This window comes from Hymenobacter sp. PAMC 26628 (assembly GCF_001562275.1).
In the GTDB taxonomy this organism is placed as follows: domain Bacteria; phylum Bacteroidota; class Bacteroidia; order Cytophagales; family Hymenobacteraceae; genus Hymenobacter.
Genome location: NZ_CP014304.1, coordinates 2,725,444 through 2,749,784, shown reverse-complemented (window position 1 = coordinate 2,749,784; position 24,341 = coordinate 2,725,444). Strand labels below are relative to the sequence as shown.

The following is a 24,341-nucleotide window of genomic DNA, read 5'->3' as shown; positions in this document are numbered from 1 at the left end:
CTTTGTGATAAAAAAGCTCGCCGCCGGCGGGCTTTTTTTGTGCCCGTTGCCCCCAAGTTTTAAGGCCCCAGGCCAGTAGCGCGGCGGCTGGCCCGGGGCCCTAAAACTTACCTACCGCACGGGGTAGATGCGAGCGGCCCAGCCGCCGCCGCCACTCAACTTGATGCGGAGCTTATCCGTTGCTGACACCCGCACCACCTCTCGCCGGTAGTCGGTCGCGTCGCGGCCAGCGTTGAGGCCGTCGTGAAAAATTACGGCTTCGTAGGCCCCGGGGCCCAAAAATGAGCAGTCCAGGGTCAGCTCGCGGGGCTCCCAGTTGCCCAGGGCCCCGGCGTACCAGGTGTCGCCTTTGCGGCGGGCCACGTACTCGCCGACTTTGCCGTCCAGGGCCACGGTTTGGTCGAAAGTGGTGGGTGCCTGGGCAATGAAATCGGTGCTCTTGGGCTCCTTTTCGTAGGCGCTGGGGCTGTCGGCCAGCATCTGGAGGGGGCCTCAAACACCACGTACATCGCCAGCTGGTGGCAGCGCGTGCCCTGGCTCATGGGCAGGGAGTGGCTGGGGTGAAACTCGGCCTTAGTGGCGTTGCGCAGGGCCCCGGGGTGTAGTCCATCGGCCCGGCCACCATGCGGACGAACGGCAGCGTGGCATCGTAGCGCGGCACGTCGTCCTGGGGCGTCCACTTGCTGTTTTCCAGGCCTTTCACGCCCTCGTAGTTCACCACGTTGGGGTAAGTACGCATCGGGCCGTCGGGCTTGTGCATGCCGTGGAAATCGACCAGCAAGTGGTAGTCGGCCGCTTTTTTGGCCAGCGCGCACGACGAGACAATCATTTTCTGGTCGTCGCGGTCGAGGAAGTCAATCTTGAAGCCTTTCACGCCCATCGCGGCGTACTGCGCGTAGGCCCCTTCCATCTTCTCGCTGATTGCCCGCCAGTTGGCCCACAGAATAATGCCCACGTTTTTTTGCTTGCCGTAGGCCAGCAAGGCCCCCAAATCGACGGCTGGCGACACCTTCAAAATGTCGGTTTCGTCGGACCAGCCCTCGTCCAGAATCACGTATTCGAGCTTGTTGGCCGCGGCAAAGTCGATGTAGTACTTATTAAGTAGGCGTGTTGATGCCGGCCTGAAAATCGACGTGCGTGAGGTTCCAGTCGTTCCACCAGTCCCAGGCCACTTTGCCGGGCTTTGGTTTGGGCAATAAAGGCTTCTCGGCGCGGCACCACCAGCTGCATGTTGTGGAAGCCGCCCGCCTGCTCGGCCGCTGGGTACCGGGCAAAGTCGCCGCGCAAGCTGGGGCCCCTGGGGGCCCCGCTTTTCAGCAGCATGCCCGGGTAGTCTTCCACGTCGGATTCCACCAGCACCGCTTTCTTGCCATCGCCCAAGGCTACTAGCGCGGGCAAAAAGGCCAGCGTTTCACCCTTCACCTGCGCCATGTCTGCTAGCTTTAGCGGCGTGTATAGGCTCTCAAACGACGACATGTATAGGTCCGTCGGCACTTGTAGGTCGCGCACAAAGGGCAGCAGAGCCGGGGCCCCAGGCGCAAAGTTGAAGGCAGCTTCCTCGCTTTGCACCGTGAGGCGGCCCTTGCGCTGCGTAAAAAACCGGTACGCTACCCCATCGTCGTAGGCACGCACCACCAAGCCGTAACGACCTTTGAGATAGATAGTCAGCTGGTTGTAGCGGTCTACCACCTGACTCTTTCTGTATACCGGTGCCGCGATGGTCGTGTTGACAGCCGCCGTTTTGGCGCTTTCTACCGTAGTCCCCGGGCCGAGCACTTCGCCGCCCGCCAGTGCCAGGGACAGGGGAGAAGGCGCCAATACTGGGGTGGCCTCGTGCTGCACGGCCCAGGTAAGCACCGGGCCGGTTGCCACCGTCAGGTCGAGTTTGCCGTCCGGCGATTTTACGTGATACGTCCGGGGGCTTGGGCGTGAGCGGCCGGACCCCCGGCGAGCAAGCAGCCCAGAAAAAATAACGAATGCTTCATGGCGTAGGTGGAATTGGGAACTGCCGGCTCCGTAAAGGCAACCGGAACAGTGGCAAGGGCAAACAACTTACTCAATTGGCGCCGCTAGGCCCACTGGCCTGGCCCTAATGCCCAGAAAAAGCTAGCAATGCACCACTGTGCTGAGCCCCCGTGCTTAATAAAACATGGCTTGCCGGACATCTTGGACAATAATAATAGGCATTGCTGCAAATTTTGCGTATCTTTGCACCCGCATTTGAGAATGGCCTCATGTCCGCATCCGCCAGGAGTTGGCGTTAACGCGTTGGCCGCGTAGTTTTTCCGCTAGTTTTTTCCCGCCTGTTTGTCGAAGGTAGAAGGAGGGGAAACGTCGCTGTATCGGCTGTTTTCAGAGCGTAGTCTCTTTCCCCATTCTATTTCCAACTTATGGAACCCGAAAAAACCCAAGACAAAACTGCGGAGAAGATCGTAGTGAAATTTGAAGACCTGAACCTCTCGGCCGAGGTGCAGCGCGCCATCACCGAGATGGGCTATGAGGAAGCTTCGGCCATCCAGGCCGCCGCCATCCCCGTGCTACTCGCCGGCAAAGACGTTATCGGCCAGGCCCAAACAGGCACTGGCAAAACCGCCGCTTTCTCGATTCCCGCTATTGAGGGCGTGGATGGCGATTCGCGCGATGTGCAGGTGCTCGTGCTTTGCCCCACCCGCGAACTCGCGGTGCAGGTATCGGGCGAAATCCAGAAACTGGGCAAATACAAGCGCGGCCTGGCCGTGGTGCCGATTTACGGCGGCAGCAGCTACGACCGCCAGTTCCGGGCCCTGGAGCGCGGCGTGCAAATCGTCATCGGCACCCCCGGCCGCGTAATGGACCACATCGAGCGCGGCACGCTGAAGCTCGACAAGACCACAAAAATCATCCTCGACGAAGCCGACGAGATGCTCGACATGGGCTTCCGCGAGGACATCGAGTTCGTGTTAAGCAAGATGCCAGCTGACCGCCAGACGGTGTTCTTCTCGGCCACGATGAGTAAGCCCATCATGGAGTTGACCAAGAAATACCAGCGCGACCCGCAGGTAGTGAAGGTGAACCACCAGACGATGACGGTGACCAACATCGAGCAGAGCTACTTCGAGGTGCGGGGCCCCCAGAAAAAGGACGTGCTCACGCGCGTCCTCGACATGTACAACCTGAAATCAACCATCGTATTCGCTAACACGAAGCGCATGGTGGACGAGATTGTGGCCGACCTGCAAGCCAAAGGCTACTTTGCCGAAGGCCTGCACGGCGACATGGGCCAGCAGCAGCGCCAGAACACACTCGATAAATTCCGCAAAAACACGCTGGAAGTACTAGTGGCTACCGACGTAGCCGCCCGCGGCATTGATGTGGATAACGTGGAGGCCGTGTTCAACTACGACCTGCCCGCCGACGAAGAATACTACGTGCACCGCATCGGCCGCACGGGCCGTGCTGGCAAGTCGGGCAAGGCCTTCACCTTCGTGAGTGGCCGCGACATCTACAAGCTGCGCGACATCATGCGCTTCACCAAAGCCCAGATCAAACTGGAGCAAGTGCCGTCGTTTGCTGACGTGTCGGAAGTGAAAACCACGCTGTTCCTGAACCAGATCAAGGAGATTGTGGAGAAGGGCAACCTGGAGAAATACGTGGGCCGCGTGCAGCGCCTGCTCGATCAGAGCGAGGAAATGACCTCGCTAGACATCGCTGCCGCGCTGCTGAAGATGACCATGAAGGAAGACAAGCGGGCCGAGCAAAGCCTCGACGCCAGCCGTACAGCTGGGGTGGTGCGCACGGGCTTCACCCGCCTGTTCATCTCGATGGGCAAGAAAGACCGGATTCACCCCCGCGACATCGTGGACCTGATTTCGGAGAGCACCAACCTGCAAGGCGGCAAAGTGGGCGACATCGCCCTCTACGACAAGTTCAGCTTCGTAGAAGTACCCAGCGAGTTTGCCGACGAGATTGTGGGCCAACTGGGCCGCAGCAGCATCCAAGGCCAGCCAGTGAGCTTCAGCATCGCCACGCCCGTGCAGGACGCGGCGGCTAAGGAAGAGGGCAACACCCGGGGCCCCGGCAGCTTCGGCGGCGGCGAGCGCCGCGGCGGCTTTGGTGGTGGCGAGCGCCGCGAAGGTGGCTTCGGTGGCAACCGCGGCGGCAGCAGCTTCGGCGGCAACCGCGGTGGTGGCAGCTACGGCGAGCGCCGCGAAGGCGGTTCGGGCGGTGGCTACAAAGGCAACCGCGACGGCGGCAGCAGCTACGGCAACCGCGCTGGCACCGGCGACCGGCCTGCTTACGGTGACCGTCCGGCCTACGGCGACCGCCCCAAGCCCTACGGCAACCGCGCTGGTGCCGGCGACCGCCCAGCCTACGGCAGCAAGCCCTACGGTAACAAAGGCGGCGCCCGTGACAACGACGCCCGCCCGCCCCGCACCGAAAGTTTCGACGAGTAGGCAATCCAGAAGACCTTGGCGGCCCGTAGATTAGACGGGTTGGCTGAGGCCTCCTGCTGGTTCTTATTAGTGTGAAATATTAAGTAGAATTAATTATAGGCCAATAAAAAAGCCGCTCAATTGAGCGGCTTTTTTATTGGCCTATAATTAGCGTTGCTGCCTCTGCGGCATTAGACTATGTATATGTAATAGATCCTTCGTTATCGAAGGCAACAAGCAGCTTATTTTGACGAATCGCGCAACGACTTGATCTTGTCGTGGGCCTCGTTAATGCCCTGCGACTGCTTCTCAAGCACTGATTTTAGCGCGCTGGGCAAATCCTGGGCTTTCAGGGCCGTTGCGTAGGCTTTTTTGGCGTAGTCTTCGCCGCGCTCACACTCGGCCAGTACGGCGTGGTTATCCTTGCTGGTCAGGGCCGACTTCAGGTCAATCCAAGCGCGGTGCACAGTACTGGTGATGGACGAACCTTCGTCGGTTTTGGGGTGCAGATCCAGCTTGAACATCTGGTCCTCAATCTCGGTGATATAACCGGCGCGCTGCACGGCCAAGTGCTTGAAAGTGTCTTTCAGCGACGACTCTTCCACGTCGGTCATGGCGTCGGCGTAGCCTTTTTGGCCATCTTTCAGGGTTTCAACCAGTTCGTTGAGCAGGGCTTGGGTGGCTTTGGCTTCCATGGGGAAAGTAAATACTAGGGTGAGAAACTATGCCCTTATTTACTACCGGAGCCCGGGGAAGGTTACAGCCGACCTTTTATTGGAGTTGTTGGCAGGTGAAGGGCAAATTAATTAGTGCCCCAGGCCCACGCTATGGTCCCTCAAGCGTCCGCCACGGCCACCGGAGCTGCGGCAATATTGCCAAGTTTCGCCATGGCCAGTCCGGCCAGAAAGCCAGTTGTCCAGGCCGCTTGAAAATTAAATCCTCCCGTAATGCCGTCGATGTCTAGCACTTCGCCGGCGAAATAGAGGCCGGGTACGCAGCGGCTTTGCATGGTTTGCAAGTCAACGTCGGCCAAGGAGATGCCGCCGCAAGTCACGAATTCTTCTTTGTACGTGGTTTTACCGCGCACGGCCAGTGGAGTGCGCAACAGCAGCTCCAGCAAGCGGTTTTGGGATTTGGCGGGCAGGTCGCTCCAGCGCAGGTCCGGGCCGATACCGGCCTGCTCGGCCAAAGTGCGCCACAGGCGCTGGGGCAGGCCCAGCTGGGGGTTGGTGGTAATGCCCTTGCGGCCGTTTTCTTGCCGGAACTTGTGCAGCCAGGGCCGCAGCGTGTCCTCGGTGTGGTCGGGCAGCCAATTGATGAGGGCCGTGCCCGTGTAGTTTAGCTCGCTCAGGCGCCGGGCCCCCCAGGCCGAGAGTTTGAGCACGGCCGGGCCACTCACGCCCCAGTGCGTAACGAGCAGAGGCCCCTCGTAGTGCAGCTTTTCGCCGGCCAGCGTCACGCGGGCGCAGGGCACACTCACGCCGGGCAGCTCGCGCAGCGGCGATTCGGGCACGTTAAAAGTGAAAAGTGACGGCACGGGCTCGGCCACAGCGTGGCCCAGGGGGCGCAGCCAGTCGTATTGAGCGCTTTTGGGCTGGCCACCGGTGGCCACCAGCAGGCGCGCCACGGCCAGCGTGGGGCCCGGCCGGCCGGTGCCGGCCAGCTGCAACTGAAAGCCGCCGCCGGGCAACGGCGTGATTTCTTCCACGGCCGTATTGGTGAAAACCTGTACGCCGGCGCGGCGGGCGGCGTCTTCTAGGGCCCGGGCGATGGTTTCGCTGCTGTCGGTGGTGGGGAACATGCGGCCGTCGGCTTCGGCCTTGAGGGCTACGCCGCGCTGGGCAAACCAGGCCACGGTATCGGCCACCCCAAAGCGCTGGAACGCCGCCTTCAAGGCCTTGCCGCCGCGCGGGTAGTGGGCCACAAGCTGGGCAGCCGAGTCGCAGGCGTGCGTCACGTTGCAGCGGCCGCCGCCGGAGGCGCGCACTTTGCCCAGCAGCTTGCCAGTTTTTTCGAGCAGCAGCACGGGCTGGCCGGGGTTGGCCTCGGCGCAGGCAATGGCTCCGAAGAAACCGGCTGCCCCGCCGCCCAGCACGGCCACCACGGGGGCGTTGGAAGGAAAACTATTCACGCCGCAAATTTACGCACGGGCGCGGGGCCCCGTGCCTTAGCAGTAGGGTAGGGCTGCCAGCACGTCGTCGTGTTGAAACGTGTATGAAAGCATCTCGCGTACCAGGCTGCTGTCGATGGTTTTGCCAGTGGGGCCATTTTCGGGACGGAAGGTGGGGGGCACGAGGCCTAGGTAGTTGGCTGCGGCGGGATAAAAATCGCGCCGTAGCGGGTGCTCGGCGGCTGCTACGTTGAAGGTGTGGCCCCAAACTTGGTGCTCGATGATGGCGGCCAACACGCCCACCGCGTCGGTGAGGTGCAACAGGTTAACAGGGGCGTTGCCCTGGGCCAGTTCCTGGCGGCCGGCCAGAAACCGCCCCGGGGCCCGGCCCGGCCCAATGAGGCCCCCCAAGCGCACCACCGTACTGCGCCACTGCCCGTAGCGCGGCACGAAGTGGCCCTCGGCCCGCAGCACATCCGAAGCAGCGTCACGGTTGCTGTAGGCGTCGGCCTCGCGCATGAGCCGCGGCTCGTCGGGGTACACGCTGGTGGAGCTCACGAACAACACGTGGCCGATGCCGGCCGCCGCCACGGCCCGGTGCACAGGCCGCAGCAGGGCGGGGTAGCCCCCCGCGGCGGCGGTGCGGGGCGGCACGTTCAGCACGAGCACGTCGGCGGACCGCAGCAAGTCCGTCAGCCGGTCGTAATCGGCTGGGCCAAATTCGGCGCCGAGCTGCAACAGGTGTGGCTGCACGCCCATTTCGGTCAGCACTGGCAAGTGCGCGGGGGTAGTGGTAGTGCCCACCACGGGGTGCCCGGCGGCCAGCAAGTGCCGGGCTAAGGCTGTGCCCAGCCAGCCGCACCCCAGCAAAACCACGGTAGGCAACTTGGGCAAAGGGGTAGGAAAAGCCGGATTCATGGGCACAAGGTAATGGCGAAGCTCAACTATAAACAGCAAAACTGCGAAGGAAACCAGCAGTAATATATACTTCTGCTAATAAAACTTTTACTGTTGGGCCCCGGCCCGGGGCCCACCGTACCTTCGGCCGGTCAATCTCCCACCTCTTTCCCTGTGCATTTTATATGACCACGCCCTTTGCCCAACCCATGCTGCGCGACAACGCCTTAGCTGGTAAAACCATCATTGTGACCGGCGGCGGCACTGGCCTGGGCCGCGCCATGACCACGTATTTTCTGCAATTGGGGGCCCAGGTCACGATCACCAGCCGCAAGCTGGACGTGCTCGAAGCCACTGCCGCCGAGCTGCGCGCGCAAACTGGCGGCCGGGTGCTGGCCGTGGCCTGCGACGTGCGCAAGTACGACGAAGTGGAAGCCATGCTCGACGCCACTATGGCCGAATTTGGGGGCGTAGACGTGCTGCTGAACAATGCCGCTGGCAACTTTATCTCGCCTACCGAGCGGCTGAGCCACAAGGCGTTCGACGTGATTGTGGACATTGTACTGCGCGGCTCCTACAACTGCACCCTGGCCGTGGGCAAGCGCTGGATTGCCGATAAAAAGCCCGGCACTATTCTCAACATCGTCACCACCTACGCCTCGGTGGGCTCGGCGTTTGTGGTGCCCTCGGCCGCGGCTAAGGCCGGCGTGCTGGCCATGACCCGCTCGCTGGCCGTGGAGTGGGCCAAGTACGGCATCCGCAGCAACGCCATCGCGCCGGGGCCCTTCCCAACGGAGGGGGCCTGGAGCCGCCTCTTCCCCGAACCGCTGGCCAGCCAGCTTGATCCCGCCGCCAGCGTGCCCCTCAAACGCGTGGGCCAGCACCAGGAATTGGCCAACCTCGCGGCGTACCTCGTGTCTGATTTTTCGGCTTACGTCAACGGCGAAGTGGTGACCATCGACGGCGGCGAGTGGCTCAATGGCGCCGGCGAATTCAACAAGCTGGAGGTTCTCACGCCCGAAATGTGGGACCAAATCGAGAAAACCATGCGCCGCTAAAGCCATTGATTAAACGAACAGGGACTAATTTTTGGGGGTTCCGCCGCGCTTCATCTAACGCGAAGCGCGGCGGAACCCCCAAAAATTAGTCCCTGTTCGTTCTCAGCTGTTTAGCTGATAGTTAAAGCTTGTATCCTTGGTAATTCTTGGTGAATTCTTCGGCTGCAATAGGCTGGTTTACCACGAGGTTGTAAAACTCAAATTTCTCGAACAGGCCCCGGTCGTCGCGCACGTCTACCACGATAGGGAGGTAATTTTGGGGATCGATGCACAAGGTGACGCGGCGGCCGTAGCCGTTGGGTACTTGCAGCTGCTGTCCCTCGGTTAGTGCTGCGCCAGGGCTCAGGTTGTTGCGTTCCAAAACGCGGTACTCGCCGCAGCCGAACCGCTCGGCCACGGTGGCAATAGTTTCTTTTTTACCAACGCGGTAGGCCACGTAACGAAACTGCGGGAAATCCGACCGTAACACGTGGCATGAACGGCCCAGCACCACCGTGTCGCCGGTGTAGCGAAACGTACGGCTGTACGTAGGGTCTTGGCGCAGGGCCGTGGTGCGCAGCAGATCGGCAATGGTGCCAAAACCGGCTTGCAATACGGTGTGGTGCTGGCCCTTGCGCATCAGGGCCCCCAGCGGGTCAAGGCTAAGCGTGACGTACGGAAAACTGGCCGGATACACCCAGGCATCGCCGCTGTTTTGGCCCGTTACCCACAGTACTTCCACGTTCTTGTTGTCCTTTAAGTAAACCCGAAAGGGCTTGAACGACAGCTTCATGAGGCTGCTGGATGGCTTGACTTCCCGGCCGAGCCGCTCCTGGGCCTTGGCCGTGCAGCGCAAGTAGCGCAGGTTTTCGATGGCGCCAGTCATCCGTTCCACCAGTTGCCCGGTGGTAACGACTGGGGCAGGCCGGGCAGCCGTCAGCACGCCGCCCAGGGTCATTAACAAAACCGCTAAAAAAACAAAACGGCGGATAAGCAAAACAGTCATTAACAAAAATAAATAAAAATGGTCGCCGGGGCCCCGTCCTAATTCAGGCTGATGACGGGGAAGCGGGTAGCCACCGAGTCGAAAATAAACAACTCGTCAATTTCAATGCCACGGAAATAGCGGTACAGCGGAAACTGCTCCACGACGGTGCGCACCGCCGCCGCGTCGTCGCCGTTAATGGTAATCCAGCCTTGGCGGCGGTCGGCGCTGATGGCGTACGTTTCAATAACCTTCTCCGACAGCAGGCGATTAATTACTGCACGATGCCGCGGAATGAGCGCCAAGAAGTCATCCTCATAAGTCTCAGGCAGTAAAACGGTAACGACGAACGTGGGCATAGTAGACAGAGACAACCCCAAGGAAATACTAAGCTGGATGTAGGTGCACGAAACTACGAATGGCCTAATTCGGCTACGGCGGGCAGCGTAACATCGCCTCGGGCAGGCTCTGCGCCCGTGTCGGGCGCATCAGTTAGGTCACCTTCCTGGGCCTTTTCCCATTCCTGAAACTTAATAATTTCGCCCTGGAACTTGCCCACAAACCAACTCACCAAGCTTAGATCGTCAAGAAAACCGACGACGGGAATAAAGTCGGGAATTAAATCAATGGGCGACAACACGTATAATAGTACCGCCAAGCCCGACACGATGGTGGCGTTCGAAACCTGGCGATAATCGCCGTTGGCGTAGCGGCGCACCAGTCGCACCACCGTTAGGGCTACGTTAAGCAACTGCTTGAACTTGTTGTCCTTGCTTTCCTCGTTGGATAGCTTGGTAGCTACCTCGTTCAGGACGGTAACCACTTTGAACGGGCGCCCGAGGAGCTTGGTGGCCCGCTCGAGAAACAAGTTGAAAACGGCGTTTTTAGAAATACGAAGGCCTTTTTCGGCGAGGCTGGACATGGAGTGCGGTCGGTGAAGTACTAAGCCGGATACGCACAACCGCAGCCGGATGTTCCTAGGCCGGCACCGACGCGGGGGCCGCCCGTTCAAAGAGCGGCGTGGTGCCGCCCACCCAGTCCTTGTCTTTGTTAAAATCAACGCCAATCATGGCGCCGCGGCTCAGGCGGGCCAGGCCGGTGAGCAGGCGCGGGCGCGCATCATCGCGCTGCCACACGTACAATAAGCGAATTTCGCACTTTACCAGCCCATCAGGGGCCTGTACCACGGGAGCGTAAGTAACTTTGCGCTGCAATAAATAATGCGCCTTGTTAGGCAAGGCGTCGAGGTCGGCGGCGGTAAAATCCAGCTTCACCCCGGCCCCGGCAAACGAGTAGAGCGGCTTCAATACGTAGTTTTCCAAGTCAGCCGGGTACTCTGTCAAATCGCTCACGTAGTGGCTCGGCGGCACGAAGGGGCCCCTTAGCAGCGGCATGGTAAACTTGCTGATGCGGAAAAACCAGCTGGGATGGCCAACCCATTCCACGTCCACATCGTCAGTTAAATTAAACTCGGTTTTTAATTCTGGATAACGCGCCAATTCATCGAAAATAATTCGATTATAAATACGCTTAATCTGGATTTCGCGCCCATCTTTTTCGTAGAATAATTGTCGCCCTTTTTTGCGTATGTCGCCCAAATGCACCGCTTCGATACCCCACGCTTTTTTAGATAAGGCAAAGTCAATTCGGGTCTTTTGCAATGCAGGAAATAATTCTAACAGCACCACATTTTCGGCCGCTTCGTCGCCCAGAATTAATTGGCGCATTTGCGCGTGGTACGCTTCCGCATCGGATACGCCCAAAAACGGCGACACGCCATCGGCAACGGGGTAGTGCTGGCGGAAGATACTGGGCAACCAAGCCTGGAAAGCATATAGCGACGGAAATCCTTGTAGCTCAATCAATTGGGGTTCTAGCTCGCCCTGTGCGTCGCGGCACACAGCAAAATCAAATGTCAGGAATTCTGGCCGCTCGTCTTCGTTGGGTACGCGCTGGTGGGGCGGAATCGCGGCATCGGTGCGCGCCTTAAAATTGGGCTGCGCGATGACGTCGATCAGGTCCTCGCCGGCGGCAATCAATTTATCCCGCAGAACGGCAGGCACAAACACCGGTGTTTCGGCCACACGGAAATCCAACTGACCAGGCACTTGCCGGTTTATGTCGGCCATCATTTCCCGGTACGTATCCGGTGAAAACGCAGCGTTGAAAACCTGGCGATAAGCAGGGATCATAAGCGAGCAGTGCTGAAATAGATTGAACGGGTAATTAATTATTAACAGTTAATTAATCAGCAGCAAATAAATTAATCCGCCACGACCAGCTCGGGGGTGAGTTGGGCTACGGCCAAACGCAAAAACGTAGGCACTACAATTCCCTCGGTGAACTCGATGGTGGTAGGATCAGCAAGTAGGCGCACCATCTCGTCGTACTTGTCTTCGCCGTAAGCGGTGATAACCTGCTGCTTGCGCTCATCGGTGAGCATGTAGCGCAGCATGCCTTCGCCGTCGGCTTCGGGATGGAACTGGGTGCCGAGCACCTCGGGCGAAAAACGAATGGCCATTACGGCGCGGGCCAGCGCCACGTGGGGGCGTTCTTTTTCGAGGCACAGAATTTCGGCCCCTAGGGCCCCCAGCCGTTCCAGGTTGGGGTGCGTGAGCTGGTAGTCACGCGAGTCGACGGCGAAAAACGGCTCTGGCAACGCGTGTAGCACTGGGTCGGTGTGGCCGGCGGCGGTGAGGTGCACGGGCATTACCCCAAACGAGGTGGATTTGCGCTGGCTCAGCTCGCCCAACCCCAGGTGGCGGCTCACGAGCTGGAACGAGTGGCAAATCAGCAGCAGGTGCTTGCGGGGCCCCGGTGTTTGGTTGTGGGCAAATAGTTCGTCAATGAATTGGAAATAATTGCGTTCCCACGCTTCATCGGTATCCAGGGGGCTGCCGGGGCCCCCGGAAGAAATAAAAATGTCAAAATCGGCGAGGCGAGGTATTAAGCCTTGGCTGCGCACGTCGAAGGTTTCGGTGGCGAAACGAACTCCGTGGTCGGCCTCGGCGCGTCGGATAAGCTGGCGAATACAGCGCATGCCCTCGTTGGCCATGCCCATGTACATATCTAGAATAGCTAAACGAATGGTAGTCATAAAAACAAAAAAAATTTGGCAATCAAAATAACGCGCGAGGCGGAACAAATAGAAACGCCAACCAAGTGGCTGGCGTTCTGGTTTAGCAAAGAATAAAATTACAAGCCGTGGGTGGTTTCGGCCAGAATGTAGTCGACAACTTTGGTTAAGTCGCCGGTTTCGCGGAACACGGCCAGCTGGCGGTCGGCGCCAGTGCCCATCTCCAGCATCTTCAATACGTATTCTACCTCGTGGCGGCTGCCTAATTCGTCGAGCACGTCGTCCACAAAGTCGAGCAGCTCCAGAATTAGGGCCCGGGTGGGCACTTCCTGCTGCTTGCCGAAGTCAATCATGGTGCCGTCGATGCCGTAGCGGGCAGCGCGCCACTTGTTCTCCTTAATCAGGGCGCTGCGGTAGAGCCGGAAGTTGAGGTTTTGGCGCTTGAGCTTGTAAATTTTCGCCACCAGGGCCTGCATAATGGCGGCCACGGCGATGGTTTCGTCGGGGCGCATCATCATGTCGCAGATGCGGTACTCAATGGTATCGAAGAACGGGTGCAGGCGCAAATCCCACCAAATCTTTTTGCCGTTGTCGATGCAGCCGGTTTTAATCAGCAGCTGGATGAACTCGTCGTAGTCGCTGGCGCTCGTGAAATAGCTCGGAATACCGGTGCGCGGAAACCGCTCGAACACCTTGGTGCGGAATGACTTGTAGCCTGTTTCGCGCCCTTCCCAAAACGGCGAGTTGGTACTCAGCGCGAATAAGTGGGGCAGGAAGTAGCGCAGCGCGTTCATCATGTACACGCCGATGTCGCGGTTTTCGATGCCCACGTGCACGTGCATTCCAAACACAAGGTTGGAGCGGGCGGCCTCCTGCAATTCCTCCACAATTTTGTCGTAGCGGGCGTCGGGCGTAATGGGCTGGTCCTGCCAGCGCGAAAACGGGTGGGTGCCCGCCGCGCCAATGCGCAGCCCCACGTTGCCGGCCAGCTCGATGACCTGGCGGCGCAGGTGCAGCACCTCGGCGCGGGCCTCGTGGATGTTTTGGCAGATGTTGGTGCCGACCTCCACCACGGATTCGTGCATTTCGGCCTTCACTTGCTCAAGGAGCGTGATTTTGCCGTTCTCCACGATCTTGGACATGTGCGAGCGCAGCTCCCGCGTGTCGGGGTCGATGGTCTGGAATTCTTCCTCGATGCCGAGGGTAAACGTGGGCAGCGGCATGGCGGACTAAGTAAAAAGGAGGGAGGAAGAAAGTGCTAATACGGGGCCCCCGCCAGCACGGCCGGGGCCCTACAGGCAGCCTGGCTATTCAGCTTTCTTAGGTGCCGGTTTTTTAGCGGCGGGTTTCTTCGGCGCAGCCGGTTTGGGGGGGGCACCGGCTTTGGGAACCGCCGCAGGTTTGGGAGTTGCCGCAGCTTTGGGTGCCGCGGGATTCTTAGCGGCGGCCGGCTTTTTGGGCGTGGGGGCAGGGGCATCGGCCACCGTGAAGGTGGTGGGGGCCCCGGCGCGGCGCGGGTGCACGAAGGTGCCCCAGGTGAGGTTGTCCTGGCCGGGCTTCTGGGCCTGGGCCCGGGCAATGGCCATGTTGGCGGCGGCCTCCACTACCCACTCGAAGTTCTTCTCGCCCACCGAGTTGATGTCGGCGTCGGGGGCCGGGTTGCCGAAGTCGATGGCCAGCGGAATGCCGTCGCGCACGGCAAATTCCACGGTGTTGAAGTCGTAGCCCAGGCCTTCGTTTAGCTTCAGCACGTACTCCTTCATGGTGGCCAGCAGCTTCTCGCCGGCCTCGCCCGTCGTTTTCATCTCGGTGGCGTAGCGCAGGTGCGGCTCGTTGCGGGGCTCGTAGGGCATAATGAGCACCTCGGTGCCGCCAATGCAGTAGCAGCGGAAATAATCGGTGAAGTCCACCGATTCCTGGAACAGCATCACCAACTGGCCGGTCTCGGCGTAGGCCCGAAAAAAATCATCGGGCGAGTGCAGCTTGTACACGCTTTTCCAGCCGCCGCCCGAGTGGGGCTTCATGTAGGCCGGGAAGCCGATGTGGGCAAACGCCTTCTCCCAATCCATCATGTTCAGGTTGCGGAACGAGCCTTCGCTCGTGTCGCTGGGGCGCTCCTTGCTGGGCAGCAGCAGGGTTTTGGGCACCGGCACGCCCAAGCGCACGGCCAAGGCGTTGTTGAAGAATTTCTCGTCGGCCGACCACCAGAACGGGTTGTTGATCACCGCCGTGCCCATCAGGGCCGCATTCTTGAGGTAGGCGCGGTAAAACGGTACGTCTTGCGAAATGCGGTCGATGATGACGGCGTAGTCGGGGGCCACGTGCTGCTCCACCTCGTCGATTTTCACAAATTCGGCGCGGATGTCGGCCGGGGCCTTGGCGTTTACGCGGTCGATGAAGGCCTGCGGAAACGTGTTTTCCTGGCCAAAAAGGATGCCAATTTTTTTCATGGGAAGAAGCGTTTAATGGTATTGAGAGGAGGAGGAGCTAAAGCTAAATCGTGTTCAGGTACTGCGGAAACATTTCGCGCCACACTGGCCAGTCGTGGGCGCCGTAGGGGTTCACGTCGAGGCGGTACGGGATGCCTTTTTGGCCCAGCAAGGCGGCCATCTGGTAGTTGGATTCCTTACAAAAATCGTGTTCGGCCGTGCCCATGATGATGTTCATCCACTGGAAATGCTCGCTGTGGGCCCCGGGCATGAACTCGGGCGGGTTGTTGTAGTACACGTTCTCGTCGTGGTAGCCGCCGAGAAACTGGCGGATGTCAAACGCCGCGCCCATCGTGAAAAGGTGCGCCACCTGGTCGGGGTGCCGAAAGGCGAAGTTGAGCGCATGGTAGCCGCCAAAGCTGCACCCGGCCACCGCAATCTTGTCCACGTGGCACTCCTGCTGGAGCTGCGGCACCAACTCTTCGCAAAGGAACAGGTCGTAAAAAATATGGTTCTGCACCCGCACGGCGGGCTCTAAGTGCTTGGCGTACCACGAGTAGCGGTCGATGCTGTCGATGCAGTACAGCTTCACGCGGCCGGCTTCCACCAGCGGGCGGGCGGCCTCGATGAGGTTGAAGTCGCGGGCTTCGTAGTGGCGGCCGCCCGACGTCGGGAAAATAACCACGGGGTAACCCCAAGTGCCAAACACGAGCATGTCGATGTCCTGGCCCAGGTGGTGCGAATAAAAGCGGCGGTGCTGTTCGTGCAAAATCAGGGGGCGGGGGAAGAAGGGTGGAAGGGCGGGCCGGCCGGTGCGGTATGGCAAACTAGTAAGAAAATTATTGGCCGTAGAAATAAAGAGGGAAATAATGTGGTGACCGGGGCCCCGGGCCGCGGTCCCTGGCCGGGGTTTGTACGGCAAGTGCCGGGTCCGCCGTTACTTTGCTGCATGGTTGTGGTGAATGCAGACGCGGCGTTGCTGGCCGTGCGGCAGCGCGAAGAAGTGCTGGCGTCGAAGTTTTTGGGCCGCCCGGTGGCGGTGAGCGTGCTGCTGCCCCCCGGCCACGACGCGGCCTGCCCCGTGCCCTACCCCGTGCTGTACCTCAACGACGGCCAGGACCTGGAACGCCTGCACCTGCGCGCCACCCTGGCCGCGTTGTGGGCGCAGGGGGCCCTGGGGCCCTTCGTGGTGGTGGCCCCCCACGCCAACGAACAGCGCCTGCACGAGTACGGCATCGCCGGCCGGCCCGACTACAACGGCCGCGGCGGCCGCGCCGACGCCTACACCGCCTTTGTGCTGCGCGAGCTGCTGCCCTGGGCCCAGGCCCAGCACCGTGCCACCGACGACCCGGCCGAAGCCGTGTTTGCTGGGTTTTCGCTCGGTGGGCTGATGGCCTTCGACGCCGTGTGGCACCACCCCGAGGCGTTTGCGCGGGCGGGGGCCTTCTCGGGCTCGTTTTGGTGGCGCGAGCGGGCCCTGGGCGACGGCTACACGCCCGCCGACCGCCTTATGCACCAGCAGGTGCAGGCGCGGGCGGCGCATCCTGCCCACGCCTTCTGGCTGCAAACCGGCACGCTCGATGAGCGCAACGACCGCAACGAAAACGGCGTCATCGACGCCATCGAAGACTCCCTAGACCTGGTGGAGGCCCTGCGCACCCAGGGCCTCGACGTGGCCCGGCAGCTGCGCTACGTGCAGGTAGAGGGGGGGCACCACCACCCCGACACCTGGGGCCGGGTGCTGCCCGATTTCCTGGCCTGGGCCTTTGGGCCCCCCGCCGCGATGGCGGCGCTGCCGCTGCCGCTGCCCGTAGTACGCCTGCACCTCGACCCGCACCTGGCCCCCGCGCTGACCTTATCAGCGGCCGTAGCCGCGGTGCCGGCCAGCATCAACCTGGTGCCGCCGGCCCACCACGCCGCAGGGCCCCCGCCCGTTTTGTTCGCACCAACCCCCGCCGCCCCCATGCGCACCACCCGCCCCGAAGCCGGCGATTTCGCCCCGTTTTACGAAAACTACGTGGCCCTGGTGCCCGCCGGCCAAGACCCCCTGGCCACTCTGCATGCCCAAACTGCTGAGGTACAGGCTACGTTCGGGGCCCTCACCGATGCCCAGGCCCTCACCGCCTACGCTCCCGGCAAGTGGACGCCCAAACAGATGCTGCTGCACCTAGCCGACGCCGAGCGCGTATTTGCCTACCGGGCCCTGCGCTTTGCCCGCGCTGACGCTCAGCCCCTGGCCGGCTTCGATGAAAACGCCTACGCCGATACCGGCGAAGCCAACGCCCGCTCGACGAGCGACTTGCTGGCTGAATACGCCGCCGTGCGCGCCGCTACGCTGGCCCTTTTCGAGGGCTTAACGGACGCGCAGCTCGACCAGCGCGGCACCGCCAACGGGGCGGCCGTCACGGTGCGGGCCTTGCTGTTCATCTTGCCCGGCCACGAGCGCCACCACTTGCACGTATTCCGCGAGCGGTACGCGCCGGTGCTGCACCCGTAAATAAATTCCGAAGATTTTTTACCTTCGCCCCGCACAACACGCGGCACCCGGCCGCGTTTTCCACCCGCTTCCACCCCTAACCCTGCTTTTCAACTATGGCCAAGAGCACCGACGCCCGCAAAGAGAAAAAGAAAGAGCCCGCTAAAACCACCAAGGAAAAAAAAGCGGAGAAAGACGAGAAGAAGCGCCAAAAAGACATGCGCCAGGACTAATCCTGAACCACGGATTTATCGGATTGGCTGGATTCATCGAATTTTGAGGACGAATGCTTTGCTGCATACTTTCTTAGCCAACGCAAAAAAGCCCGCTAAAGCGGGCTTTTTTTGTTAAATAGAGCCGTCCAGCACGAATCGTCCCCGAAATCCGATGAATCCAGCCAACCCGATAAATCCGTGGTTCAGATGGTGTAGTAGGGCTCCTTCTCCTTGTCGTGGTAGCGTAGGTAACCGTGCAGCACCAGCTTGATCAACGTTTGGTAAGCGCGGCGCTTACCGAAATTCACCAGCTTCATAAACTGCGGCAGCGTGAGGCGTGGGTGGGTTTTGGCGTACTCAATGGCCGCTAACTCATGCCGGTCTAGGGGAATGCGCTCGAAGAGTGGTTCGGCAGCAGGGGCCTGGCGCTCGAGCACTTGCTCGGTGAGGCGGCTGGTTTGGACGCTTTGGTCGCGTACCCGCACGTAGCCGCGCCAATCGCCGGGGGCTACCTGGGCACGGTGGGGCTTGTTGAGGCTTTCGGGCACTGTCACCACCAGCACCGTGCGCCCGTCGGCCTCTACCTCGCGGAAGCGCAAGTCCGTCAGCGGCGGCTCCACGTGGTGCGTGGCGGCGTCGCGCAGCACAAACAATTCCTCTTCCGCGTCGCGCACGCCCACCACCCGGCCCGCATCGTCGACGCCCACCAGCACGTGGCCTCCGCGCGTGTTGGCCAGCGAAGCCAGCGTGCGCGAAATGCGGTGTACGTGCGTGGTTTTCTGCTTAAATTCCAGCGTTTCGCCCTCGCCGCGGGCAATCATTTCGGCTAAATTCATGCGGCCTTATACGCGGACCGAAAACAAAACGTGCCGCCCCGGCAAAACCGGAACGGCACGTAAAAATGCAAAATATCAGTGGCAGGGCCCCGCGCTGCCAGGCAAAAAGCCAACAGCTAGCGGCCACAAGCCAACAGCCTAGAAGGGCAGGTCGTTGTCGTCGTCGCTGGCGATGGGAGCCGCCGAAGGCTGGGCCCGCAAGGTCGGGTTTTGATTTTGAGCGGCGGGGCGCGGGGCAGCCTGCTGCTGGGGCTGGCCGCCATAGTTGGCCGCCCCGCCACCGCCTTGGGCGGCACTGGCTGGCTCAATGCGCCAAGCTTCCAGGTTGGTGAAGTACATCATCTGGCCGTTTTTGTTGTAGCCACGGCCGCGCAGGTTGAAGGCGATTTTCACCTCGTCGCCCACTTTGAATTGATCCACTAGGCTGGTTTTGTCCATCACCAGTTGGAACTTGATTTGCTCGGGGTACTGGCCGTCTTGTACTTCCAGTACAAACTCGCGCTTGCGGAATTTCTCGCTGATTTGCTGCTCGTCGAAAATCTCAATCAGGCGGCCGGTTACGTCGTAAGCCATAAAACTTGGTCTTTGGGTAGGGTTGAAACTAGAACACCAAACCTACGAAAAAAATCCGTGTTTTGCCCGATTTTGGCTGGAGCTGGGCCCCCGCAGTTGGCCCGCTACCTTTGCCACCGCCTGCCTTTTCATTTTATAAAAGCCTCCTTATGCTCGCCCTGGCCATCCACGGCGGCGCCGGCACCATTGCCCGCGCCGCCCTCACGCCTGCCGCCGAAACCCAGTACCGCGCCGCCCTGCAAGCGGCCCTGGCCACCGGCTACGCCGTGCTGGCCAATGAGGGCCCCGCCCTCGACGCCGTCGAGGCCGCCGTGCGCAGCCTCGAAGACTGCCCGCTCTTCAACGCCGGGCGCGGGGCCGTATTCACCCACGAAGGCCACCACGAGATGGACGCCGCCCTGGCCTGCGGCCGCACCGGTCGCGCTGGGGCTGTGGCCGGTGTGCGCCAGGTGCAAAACCCCATCCGCGCCGCCCGCCTCGTGATGGAAGCCACCGAGCACGTGCTGCTGGCCTATCCTGGCGCCGATGAACTGGCCTTGGAGCACGGCCTGCCCGTGCAGCCGCCCGCGTACTTCTTCACCCAGCAGCGCTACGACCAGCTCCGGGAGGCCATCGCCGCCGGCCGCATGCAGCTCGACCACGCCGCTGCGCCCGCCACCGACCCCAATTGGAAAAAAGGTACTGTGGGGGCCGTGGCCTGCGACGCCCGTGGCCACCTCGCCGCCGCCACCAGCACCGGCGGCATGACCAACAAGCGCTACGCCCGCATCGGCGATACGCCCCTGATTGGGGCGGGCACCTGGGCCGACGCCCGTTGTGCCATTAGCTGCACTGGGCACGGCGAGTACTTCATCCGGGCCGTGGCCGCCCACGACGTGGCCTGCCTGATGGAATACCGGGGCCTGACCTTGGCCGAAGCCACCCGCGTGGTAGTGCACGACAAGCTGGCCCCGGCCGGCGGCGAGGGTGGCCTCATCGCCGTTGACGCCTTGGGTAATTTAGCCTTGCCTTTTAATTCAGAGGGCATGTACCGCGCCAGCCGCAACGAACGGGGTGAAGAATTGGTGGCTATTTATTAAATCTTTAGCACGCAATTATTAAATAATAAATCCCGCAAAGGCATAATTGCCTTGCGGGATTTATTGTGTAGAAAAATGATTGATTACAGATAATTAAAGCAATTGGCTAGTCGTAGCTGTTCAATACGTTTTGCAAAATATGCGCAATTTCAACGTCGTGTGGCGGGGCAAATAATAAATTATGCTCGCCGGGAATTTCACTGATGTTGACGCCGCCTAACGCAAGGTTTTTCCAGCCCATGTAGCGGGCGTCGTGCATATAATAAAATGTCTCTTTTACGCTTAATAAATCAAGTTTTATATTTTGAGGTTTAATAACATAACGGCGGGCTGCCTGGTTGATCATGGCATCTACCTTGAGCGGCTGTTGGAAAAATAATTCGTGCTGCCTTGCCTTATCGTTGCGAAATCGGAGATAATATTTATCAAAGGTTGACTTAGCGGTAACAAGCCGGTGTTTAATAATACCGCGTGGGTTTTTACCTAACAAAATAACGTTGTGAAACACCATGCCAACGTTGTATTTAATGCGAAGTAAGCGCTTTTTCAAATTGCTTTTCGCATGATATTCCTCGCTGGCGTAAGTGTCAAAGGCAATAACCGCTTTGATTTTTTTCCCTGCTGCCGTTAGCTGCCGGGCCATTTCGTAGGCAATAATTCCTCCGAATGAATAACCGGCCAGGGCATAGGGCCCCACGGCGTCATTGGCCACGATGGCGGCCACGTAGTGCGCGGCTATTTCCTCGACTGTACCCAAAGGCTCGTCGATGCCATTGAGCCCCTTCGCCTGCAAGCCGTAAACAGGCTGCTCAGGGTCCATGTTTTTAGCCAAGGCATTAAATATCAATACGTTTAATCCAGCTCCGTGTACGATGTAGAGTGGAGTTTTGTTGCCGCCGGGCTTGATGGGTACCAACGAATCCCAGGTGATGAACTTGCTGTCCAGCTGTAGCATCGACGCAATTTTTTCCACCGTCGGGTGCTCGAACAGCGCCGCCAGGGGCAGGCGCTTACCGGTTTCCTGGGCCAGTTGCGCCATGGCTTGCACGGCAATCAATGAGTGCCCGCCCAAGTCAAAGAAGTCGTCGTAAACCCCTACTTTTTCCAGGCCCAGCAGTGGGGCCCAGATAGCGGCCACCATTTTCTCGACGTCGGTGCGCGGGCCGATGTAACCAATTTTGGCGGGTGTAGCTTCTGGGTTGCTGGTGCCAGTTGTGGGGGTGTCCGGGCCGGGGCCGGCCAGGCCCGCCAGGGCCAGGCGGTCAATCTTGCCGTTGGCAGTGAGCGGGAAAGCGGGCTGGATGGTAAACCGGGCCGGTACCATGTAAGCCGGCAATTGCTTGTGTAATACCTTCTTCCAGGCGTTGAGCCGAGTGTCCAAGTCGCTGGGTAGCCAGTTGTCGTCGGCGAGGACGTGGGCGTGCAGGTGGGCCTGGGGGGTGTTGGGGGCCCCCGCCACTACCACGGCGGCCTTGATGCCGTCGATGGTGGCCAGGGCGTGCTCTATTTCGCCCAATTCGATGCGGTAGCCCCGCAGCTTCACCTGTTGGTCCAGCCGGCCCAGGCACTGCAACTCACCGTTGGGCAGGAGCTTGCCCAAGTCGCCGGTGCGGTAGAGCAGGGCCCCGGGCGTGGCCCCGAACGGGTTGGCAATGAACCGTTCCCGCGTCAGCGCGCGCTTGTGCAGGTAGCCGTTGGTCACTCCGTCGCCTCCAATGAGGAGCTCGCCGACCGTCCCAGGTTTCACAGCGCGCAGGTTTTCGTCAACGACGTAGAACTGGGTGTTGGCAATGGGGTGGCCGATGGTGATGGATTCGGCCGGGGCAGTAATCTGTTTGACCGTCGACCAAATGGTTGTTTCAGTAGGGCCGTACAAATTCCACAGCGACTGGCACCGGGGCACCAGCTGGCGGGCCAACTCGGCTGGTAAGGCTTCGCCGCCGCACAGAGCCTTGAGGGGCAACTTGCGGGCCCAACCAGCGTCCAGCAGCATCTGCCAAGTGGCCGGGGTGGCCTGCATGGCGGTGATGTGAGCGGTTTCGAGCAATTGCAGCAGGAGGTGGCCGTCGCGGGCCTCGGCGGCCCCCGCCAACACCACCGTGGCGCCGGTAACGAGCGGTAGGAAGAGCTCCAGGCCGGCAATATCAAACGATATAGTAGTGACCGCTAATAGTTTATCCGACGCGTTGAGGCCTGGTGCCTGCTGCATGCTGCACAGGAAATTAACCACGTTGCGGTGCGTGACTTGCACGCCCTTGGGCTGGCCCGTCGAGCCCGACGTGTACAGCACGTAGGCCAGCTGGTCGCTCGCCACGGGCACCGCTGGGGCTTGATCGGGGCAATCGGCCATGGCAGCCAGGATTTCTTCTAACACAAGCACCTGTGCTGGGGCCCCGAAATCGTGGTGAAGACGGGCCGAGGCGATGAGTACCCGTGTCTGCGAATCGGCCAGCATGTAGGTGATGCGGTCCGGCGGGTACACTGGGTCGAGGGGCAGGTAAGCGGCCCCGCACTTCACGACGGCCAGCAGGGCCACCAGCAGGGCAGGCGAGCGGTCGGCCACCAGCGCCACGACGTCGCCCGACCGCACACCCTGCGCCAGTAGATAGTGGGCAAAACGGTTGGCTTGGCTATCAAGCTGCTGGTAAGAGACTTCATCGTTGCCAAACTGCACCGCGGTTTTGGCGGGCGTGGCCCGGGCCTGGGCGGCCACCAGTTGGTGCAGGGTTTGGGTGGCGGGGTAAGGTTGAGCTGTGGCGTTCAGCGCAGCGTAGGCCGGCGCCAGAGGCACGCGCAGGTCTTGGAGCTTGACGCCCGGGTTTTCGGCTATTTCACTGAGCAAATGCTCGAAGCGGGCCATAAATTGGGCGATGGTGTCCGGCTCAAACAAGGCCGCGTTATACGACCATTCCACAGTCATTGCCGTTTCCGAACCGCTGGCGTTGACGAACAGCTCGAAGTTTTCGTAGGCGCGCGGCAAGCTGGCGAGCTTGTAGGTGAGACCGTAGAAGGCCACCGCGTTGTCCAAACCCAGGTCGATGTTGAATACTACCGGCACCAGCGGTAGCCGGCCCCCGCCCCGGGCCACCGGCAGTTTTTTGAGCAGGCTGCCAAACGTCAGGTTTTGATGGTCGTAGGCGTCGAAAAGGGCCGTTTTGCGCTGTTTTAAGTAATCCACGAACCGCAGTTCGCCGGTGGGACGGCTGCGCAGTGGCAGCAAGTTCACGCAGTGGCCCACAAGGCGGGCCGCGCCGAGGGGGGCTTGCCCCGCCGCTGGCAGCCCCACCACTAGGTCGGTTTGGCCGGTGAGCTGGTGCAGTAATACCTCAAAACCAGCGAGTAGCGTGGTCACGAAGCTGCACCCGGCCTGCTGGCCCATCTTTTTGAGGGCCCCCAGCAGCTGAGGCGGTAGTGGGTAGTCTTGGCGGCGGCTGGCGTAAGTGCGGGTGGCGGGCCGGGGGAAATCCGTGGGCACGTCGAGCACCGGCACGGGGCCCCGGTACTGCTCCAGCCAAAACTGCTCAATGGGGTAGTACTCCGCGCTGTGGTAGAACGCAGCTTGCTCATCAGCGTAGGTGCTGAAAGCGGGTGGGGCGGGCAAAAACGGCAGCTGATGCTGGGCGTACGCCGAGTACAGCTGGCCCAAGTCCTGGAGGATCACGCCAATGGACCACCCGTCGCACACGATATGGTGCGCCGTGAGCGTGAGGCAGTGGTCGGTGGCAGCGCGTGCGGCCAGGCTTACCCGCAGCAGGGGCCCCTCGGTGAGGTTGAACACGTGTTCCACTTCCTGGCGCGCGTGCGCGGCCATCCACCGGCCCTGCTCGGCGGGCGCGTACGGGGTGAGGTCGTGGTAGGCGAGCGGCATCGGCTCGGGGGCCAGGATGCAGAGGTGCCGGCCGTCGGCGCTTAGTGTGGTGCGCAGGGCTTCGTGCTGCGCTACCAGCGCATCCAGGGCACTTTGCAGGGCTGCGCGGTCCAAGGGCCCGGCCAGGTGCAGGGCTACCGCTTCGTTGTAGGCCCGGTTGGCATCATCGCCACCTACCAAGCACGCGGCCCAGATTTCGGCCTGGGGCTCGGTCAGCGGCGCGAGCCGCAAGATTTCCGGTCCGGCAAAGGGGTCAAAATCAAGGACGTTGCTGGTATCGATTACTTCCATAAATGCGGGCGTATAATATGTGCTGTCCAGCGATTAATTGTAATAAATATAATAGCG

20 protein-coding genes and 1 pseudogene are annotated in these 24,341 nt (G+C 60.8%); 4 read left to right on the top strand and 17 right to left on the bottom strand.

Annotation, left to right across the window (positions count from 1 at the left end; genetic code table 11):
• Positions 1 to 111: 111 nt before the first annotated feature.
• The 3 genes from AXW84_RS25535 to AXW84_RS25525 are packed head-to-tail and all read right to left on the bottom strand — an operon-like array spanning position 112 to position 1,872.
• Positions 112 to 480, bottom strand: coding sequence for a glycoside hydrolase family 97 C-terminal domain-containing protein (locus AXW84_RS25535; RefSeq protein WP_068233324.1), 369 nt, complete (start codon positions 478 to 480; stop codon positions 112 to 114).
• Between the two features lie 58 nt (positions 481 to 538).
• Positions 539 to 1,054 (bottom strand): glycoside hydrolase family 97 catalytic domain-containing protein, encoded by a 516-nt coding sequence (locus AXW84_RS25530; protein WP_068233321.1) that lies wholly within the window; start codon positions 1,052 to 1,054, stop codon positions 539 to 541.
• On the bottom strand, positions 1,051 to 1,872 hold the full coding sequence (locus AXW84_RS25525; protein WP_204248372.1) for a glycoside hydrolase family 97 N-terminal domain-containing protein: 822 nt from the start codon (positions 1,870 to 1,872) through the stop codon (positions 1,051 to 1,053). Before AXW84_RS25525 ends, AXW84_RS25530 begins: the two co-directional genes overlap by 4 nt.
• Before the next feature lie 518 nt (positions 1,873 to 2,390).
• On the opposite strand from AXW84_RS25525, the gene AXW84_RS12110 reads away from it, so the two are divergent.
• Positions 2,391 to 4,433, top strand: coding sequence for a DEAD/DEAH box helicase (locus AXW84_RS12110; protein ID WP_068233315.1), 2,043 nt, complete (start codon positions 2,391 to 2,393; stop codon positions 4,431 to 4,433).
• A gap of 221 nt (positions 4,434 to 4,654) precedes the next feature.
• On the opposite strand, the gene AXW84_RS12105 is transcribed toward AXW84_RS12110, so the two are convergent.
• The 3 genes from AXW84_RS12105 to AXW84_RS12095 all read right to left on the bottom strand — a co-directional run bounded on the left by AXW84_RS12105 (position 4,655) and on the right by AXW84_RS12095 (position 7,416).
• A complete protein-coding gene (locus tag AXW84_RS12105) occupies positions 4,655 to 5,107 on the bottom strand; it encodes a PA2169 family four-helix-bundle protein (protein WP_068233313.1) in 453 nt (150 codons plus the stop codon).
• 140 nt (positions 5,108 to 5,247) lie between these two features.
• The gene (locus AXW84_RS12100; protein WP_068233310.1) at positions 5,248 to 6,543 is read right to left on the bottom strand and encodes an NAD(P)/FAD-dependent oxidoreductase; all 1,296 of its coding nucleotides are present in this window, start codon (positions 6,541 to 6,543) and stop codon (positions 5,248 to 5,250) included.
• Positions 6,544 to 6,579: 36 nt separating this feature from the next.
• Positions 6,580 to 7,416, bottom strand: coding sequence for an NAD(P)H-binding protein (locus AXW84_RS12095; RefSeq protein WP_068233307.1), 837 nt, complete (start codon positions 7,414 to 7,416; stop codon positions 6,580 to 6,582).
• 188 nt (positions 7,417 to 7,604) lie between these two features.
• On the opposite strand from AXW84_RS12095, the gene AXW84_RS12090 reads away from it, so the two are divergent.
• Positions 7,605 to 8,477, top strand: coding sequence for an SDR family oxidoreductase (locus AXW84_RS12090; RefSeq protein WP_068233304.1), 873 nt, complete (start codon positions 7,605 to 7,607; stop codon positions 8,475 to 8,477).
• Positions 8,478 to 8,598: 121 nt separating this feature from the next.
• Here AXW84_RS12090 and AXW84_RS12085 read toward each other — a convergent pair whose 3' ends face one another.
• The 8 genes and pseudogenes from AXW84_RS12085 to AXW84_RS12050 all read right to left on the bottom strand — a co-directional run bounded on the left by AXW84_RS12085 (position 8,599) and on the right by AXW84_RS12050 (position 15,715).
• Complete coding sequence (locus AXW84_RS12085; RefSeq protein WP_068233302.1) at positions 8,599 to 9,414, bottom strand: LysM peptidoglycan-binding domain-containing protein; 816 nt, start codon at positions 9,412 to 9,414, stop codon at positions 8,599 to 8,601.
• Between the two features lie 86 nt (positions 9,415 to 9,500).
• The gene (locus AXW84_RS12080; protein WP_068233301.1) at positions 9,501 to 9,800 is read right to left on the bottom strand and encodes a hypothetical protein; all 300 of its coding nucleotides are present in this window, start codon (positions 9,798 to 9,800) and stop codon (positions 9,501 to 9,503) included.
• Positions 9,801 to 10,009: 209 nt separating this feature from the next.
• Positions 10,010 to 10,084 (bottom strand): annotated as a pseudogene (locus AXW84_RS25880) (YkvA family protein); the annotation flags it as partial.
• 334 nt (positions 10,085 to 10,418) lie between these two features.
• Positions 10,419 to 11,633, bottom strand: a complete 1,215-nt coding sequence (locus tag AXW84_RS12070) for a hypothetical protein (protein WP_068233296.1) — start codon at positions 11,631 to 11,633, stop codon at positions 10,419 to 10,421.
• 71 nt (positions 11,634 to 11,704) lie between these two features.
• Positions 11,705 to 12,538 carry a type 1 glutamine amidotransferase gene (locus AXW84_RS12065; RefSeq protein WP_068233293.1) on the bottom strand — a complete coding sequence of 278 codons (834 nt, stop codon included), beginning with the start codon at positions 12,536 to 12,538 and terminating at the stop codon, positions 11,705 to 11,707.
• A 98-nt stretch (positions 12,539 to 12,636) separates the two neighbouring features.
• The gene (locus tag AXW84_RS12060; protein ID WP_068239327.1) at positions 12,637 to 13,734 is read right to left on the bottom strand and encodes a carboxylate-amine ligase; all 1,098 of its coding nucleotides are present in this window, start codon (positions 13,732 to 13,734) and stop codon (positions 12,637 to 12,639) included.
• 90 nt (positions 13,735 to 13,824) lie between these two features.
• Positions 13,825 to 14,967, bottom strand: coding sequence for an ATP-grasp domain-containing protein (locus AXW84_RS12055; protein WP_068233290.1), 1,143 nt, complete (start codon positions 14,965 to 14,967; stop codon positions 13,825 to 13,827).
• A gap of 43 nt (positions 14,968 to 15,010) precedes the next feature.
• A complete protein-coding gene (locus AXW84_RS12050) occupies positions 15,011 to 15,715 on the bottom strand; it encodes an esterase family protein (RefSeq protein WP_068239324.1) in 705 nt (234 codons plus the stop codon).
• A 180-nt stretch (positions 15,716 to 15,895) separates the two neighbouring features.
• Between AXW84_RS12050 and AXW84_RS25875 the strand changes: the two genes are divergently transcribed.
• Entirely contained in the window at positions 15,896 to 17,443 is a 1,548-nt protein-coding gene (locus tag AXW84_RS25875; protein WP_071891255.1) for an alpha/beta hydrolase-fold protein, read from the top strand.
• A gap of 397 nt (positions 17,444 to 17,840) precedes the next feature.
• On the opposite strand, the gene AXW84_RS12040 is transcribed toward AXW84_RS25875, so the two are convergent.
• Together AXW84_RS12040 and AXW84_RS12035 are read right to left on the bottom strand one after the other, a co-directional pair.
• Positions 17,841 to 18,473 (bottom strand): AlbA family DNA-binding domain-containing protein, encoded by a 633-nt coding sequence (locus tag AXW84_RS12040; protein WP_068233285.1) that lies wholly within the window; start codon positions 18,471 to 18,473, stop codon positions 17,841 to 17,843.
• Between the two features lie 138 nt (positions 18,474 to 18,611).
• Positions 18,612 to 19,046: a DUF3127 domain-containing protein gene (locus AXW84_RS12035; protein ID WP_068233284.1), complete on the bottom strand. Its 435-nt coding sequence runs from the start codon at positions 19,044 to 19,046 to the stop codon at positions 18,612 to 18,614.
• A 149-nt stretch (positions 19,047 to 19,195) separates the two neighbouring features.
• On the opposite strand from AXW84_RS12035, the gene AXW84_RS12030 reads away from it, so the two are divergent.
• Complete coding sequence (locus AXW84_RS12030; protein ID WP_068233282.1) at positions 19,196 to 20,125, top strand: isoaspartyl peptidase/L-asparaginase family protein; 930 nt, start codon at positions 19,196 to 19,198, stop codon at positions 20,123 to 20,125.
• 106 nt (positions 20,126 to 20,231) lie between these two features.
• Here AXW84_RS12030 and AXW84_RS12025 read toward each other — a convergent pair whose 3' ends face one another.
• Positions 20,232 to 24,284, bottom strand: a complete 4,053-nt coding sequence (locus tag AXW84_RS12025) for a non-ribosomal peptide synthetase (RefSeq protein WP_068233280.1) — start codon at positions 24,282 to 24,284, stop codon at positions 20,232 to 20,234.
• Positions 24,285 to 24,341 lie beyond the last annotated feature (57 nt).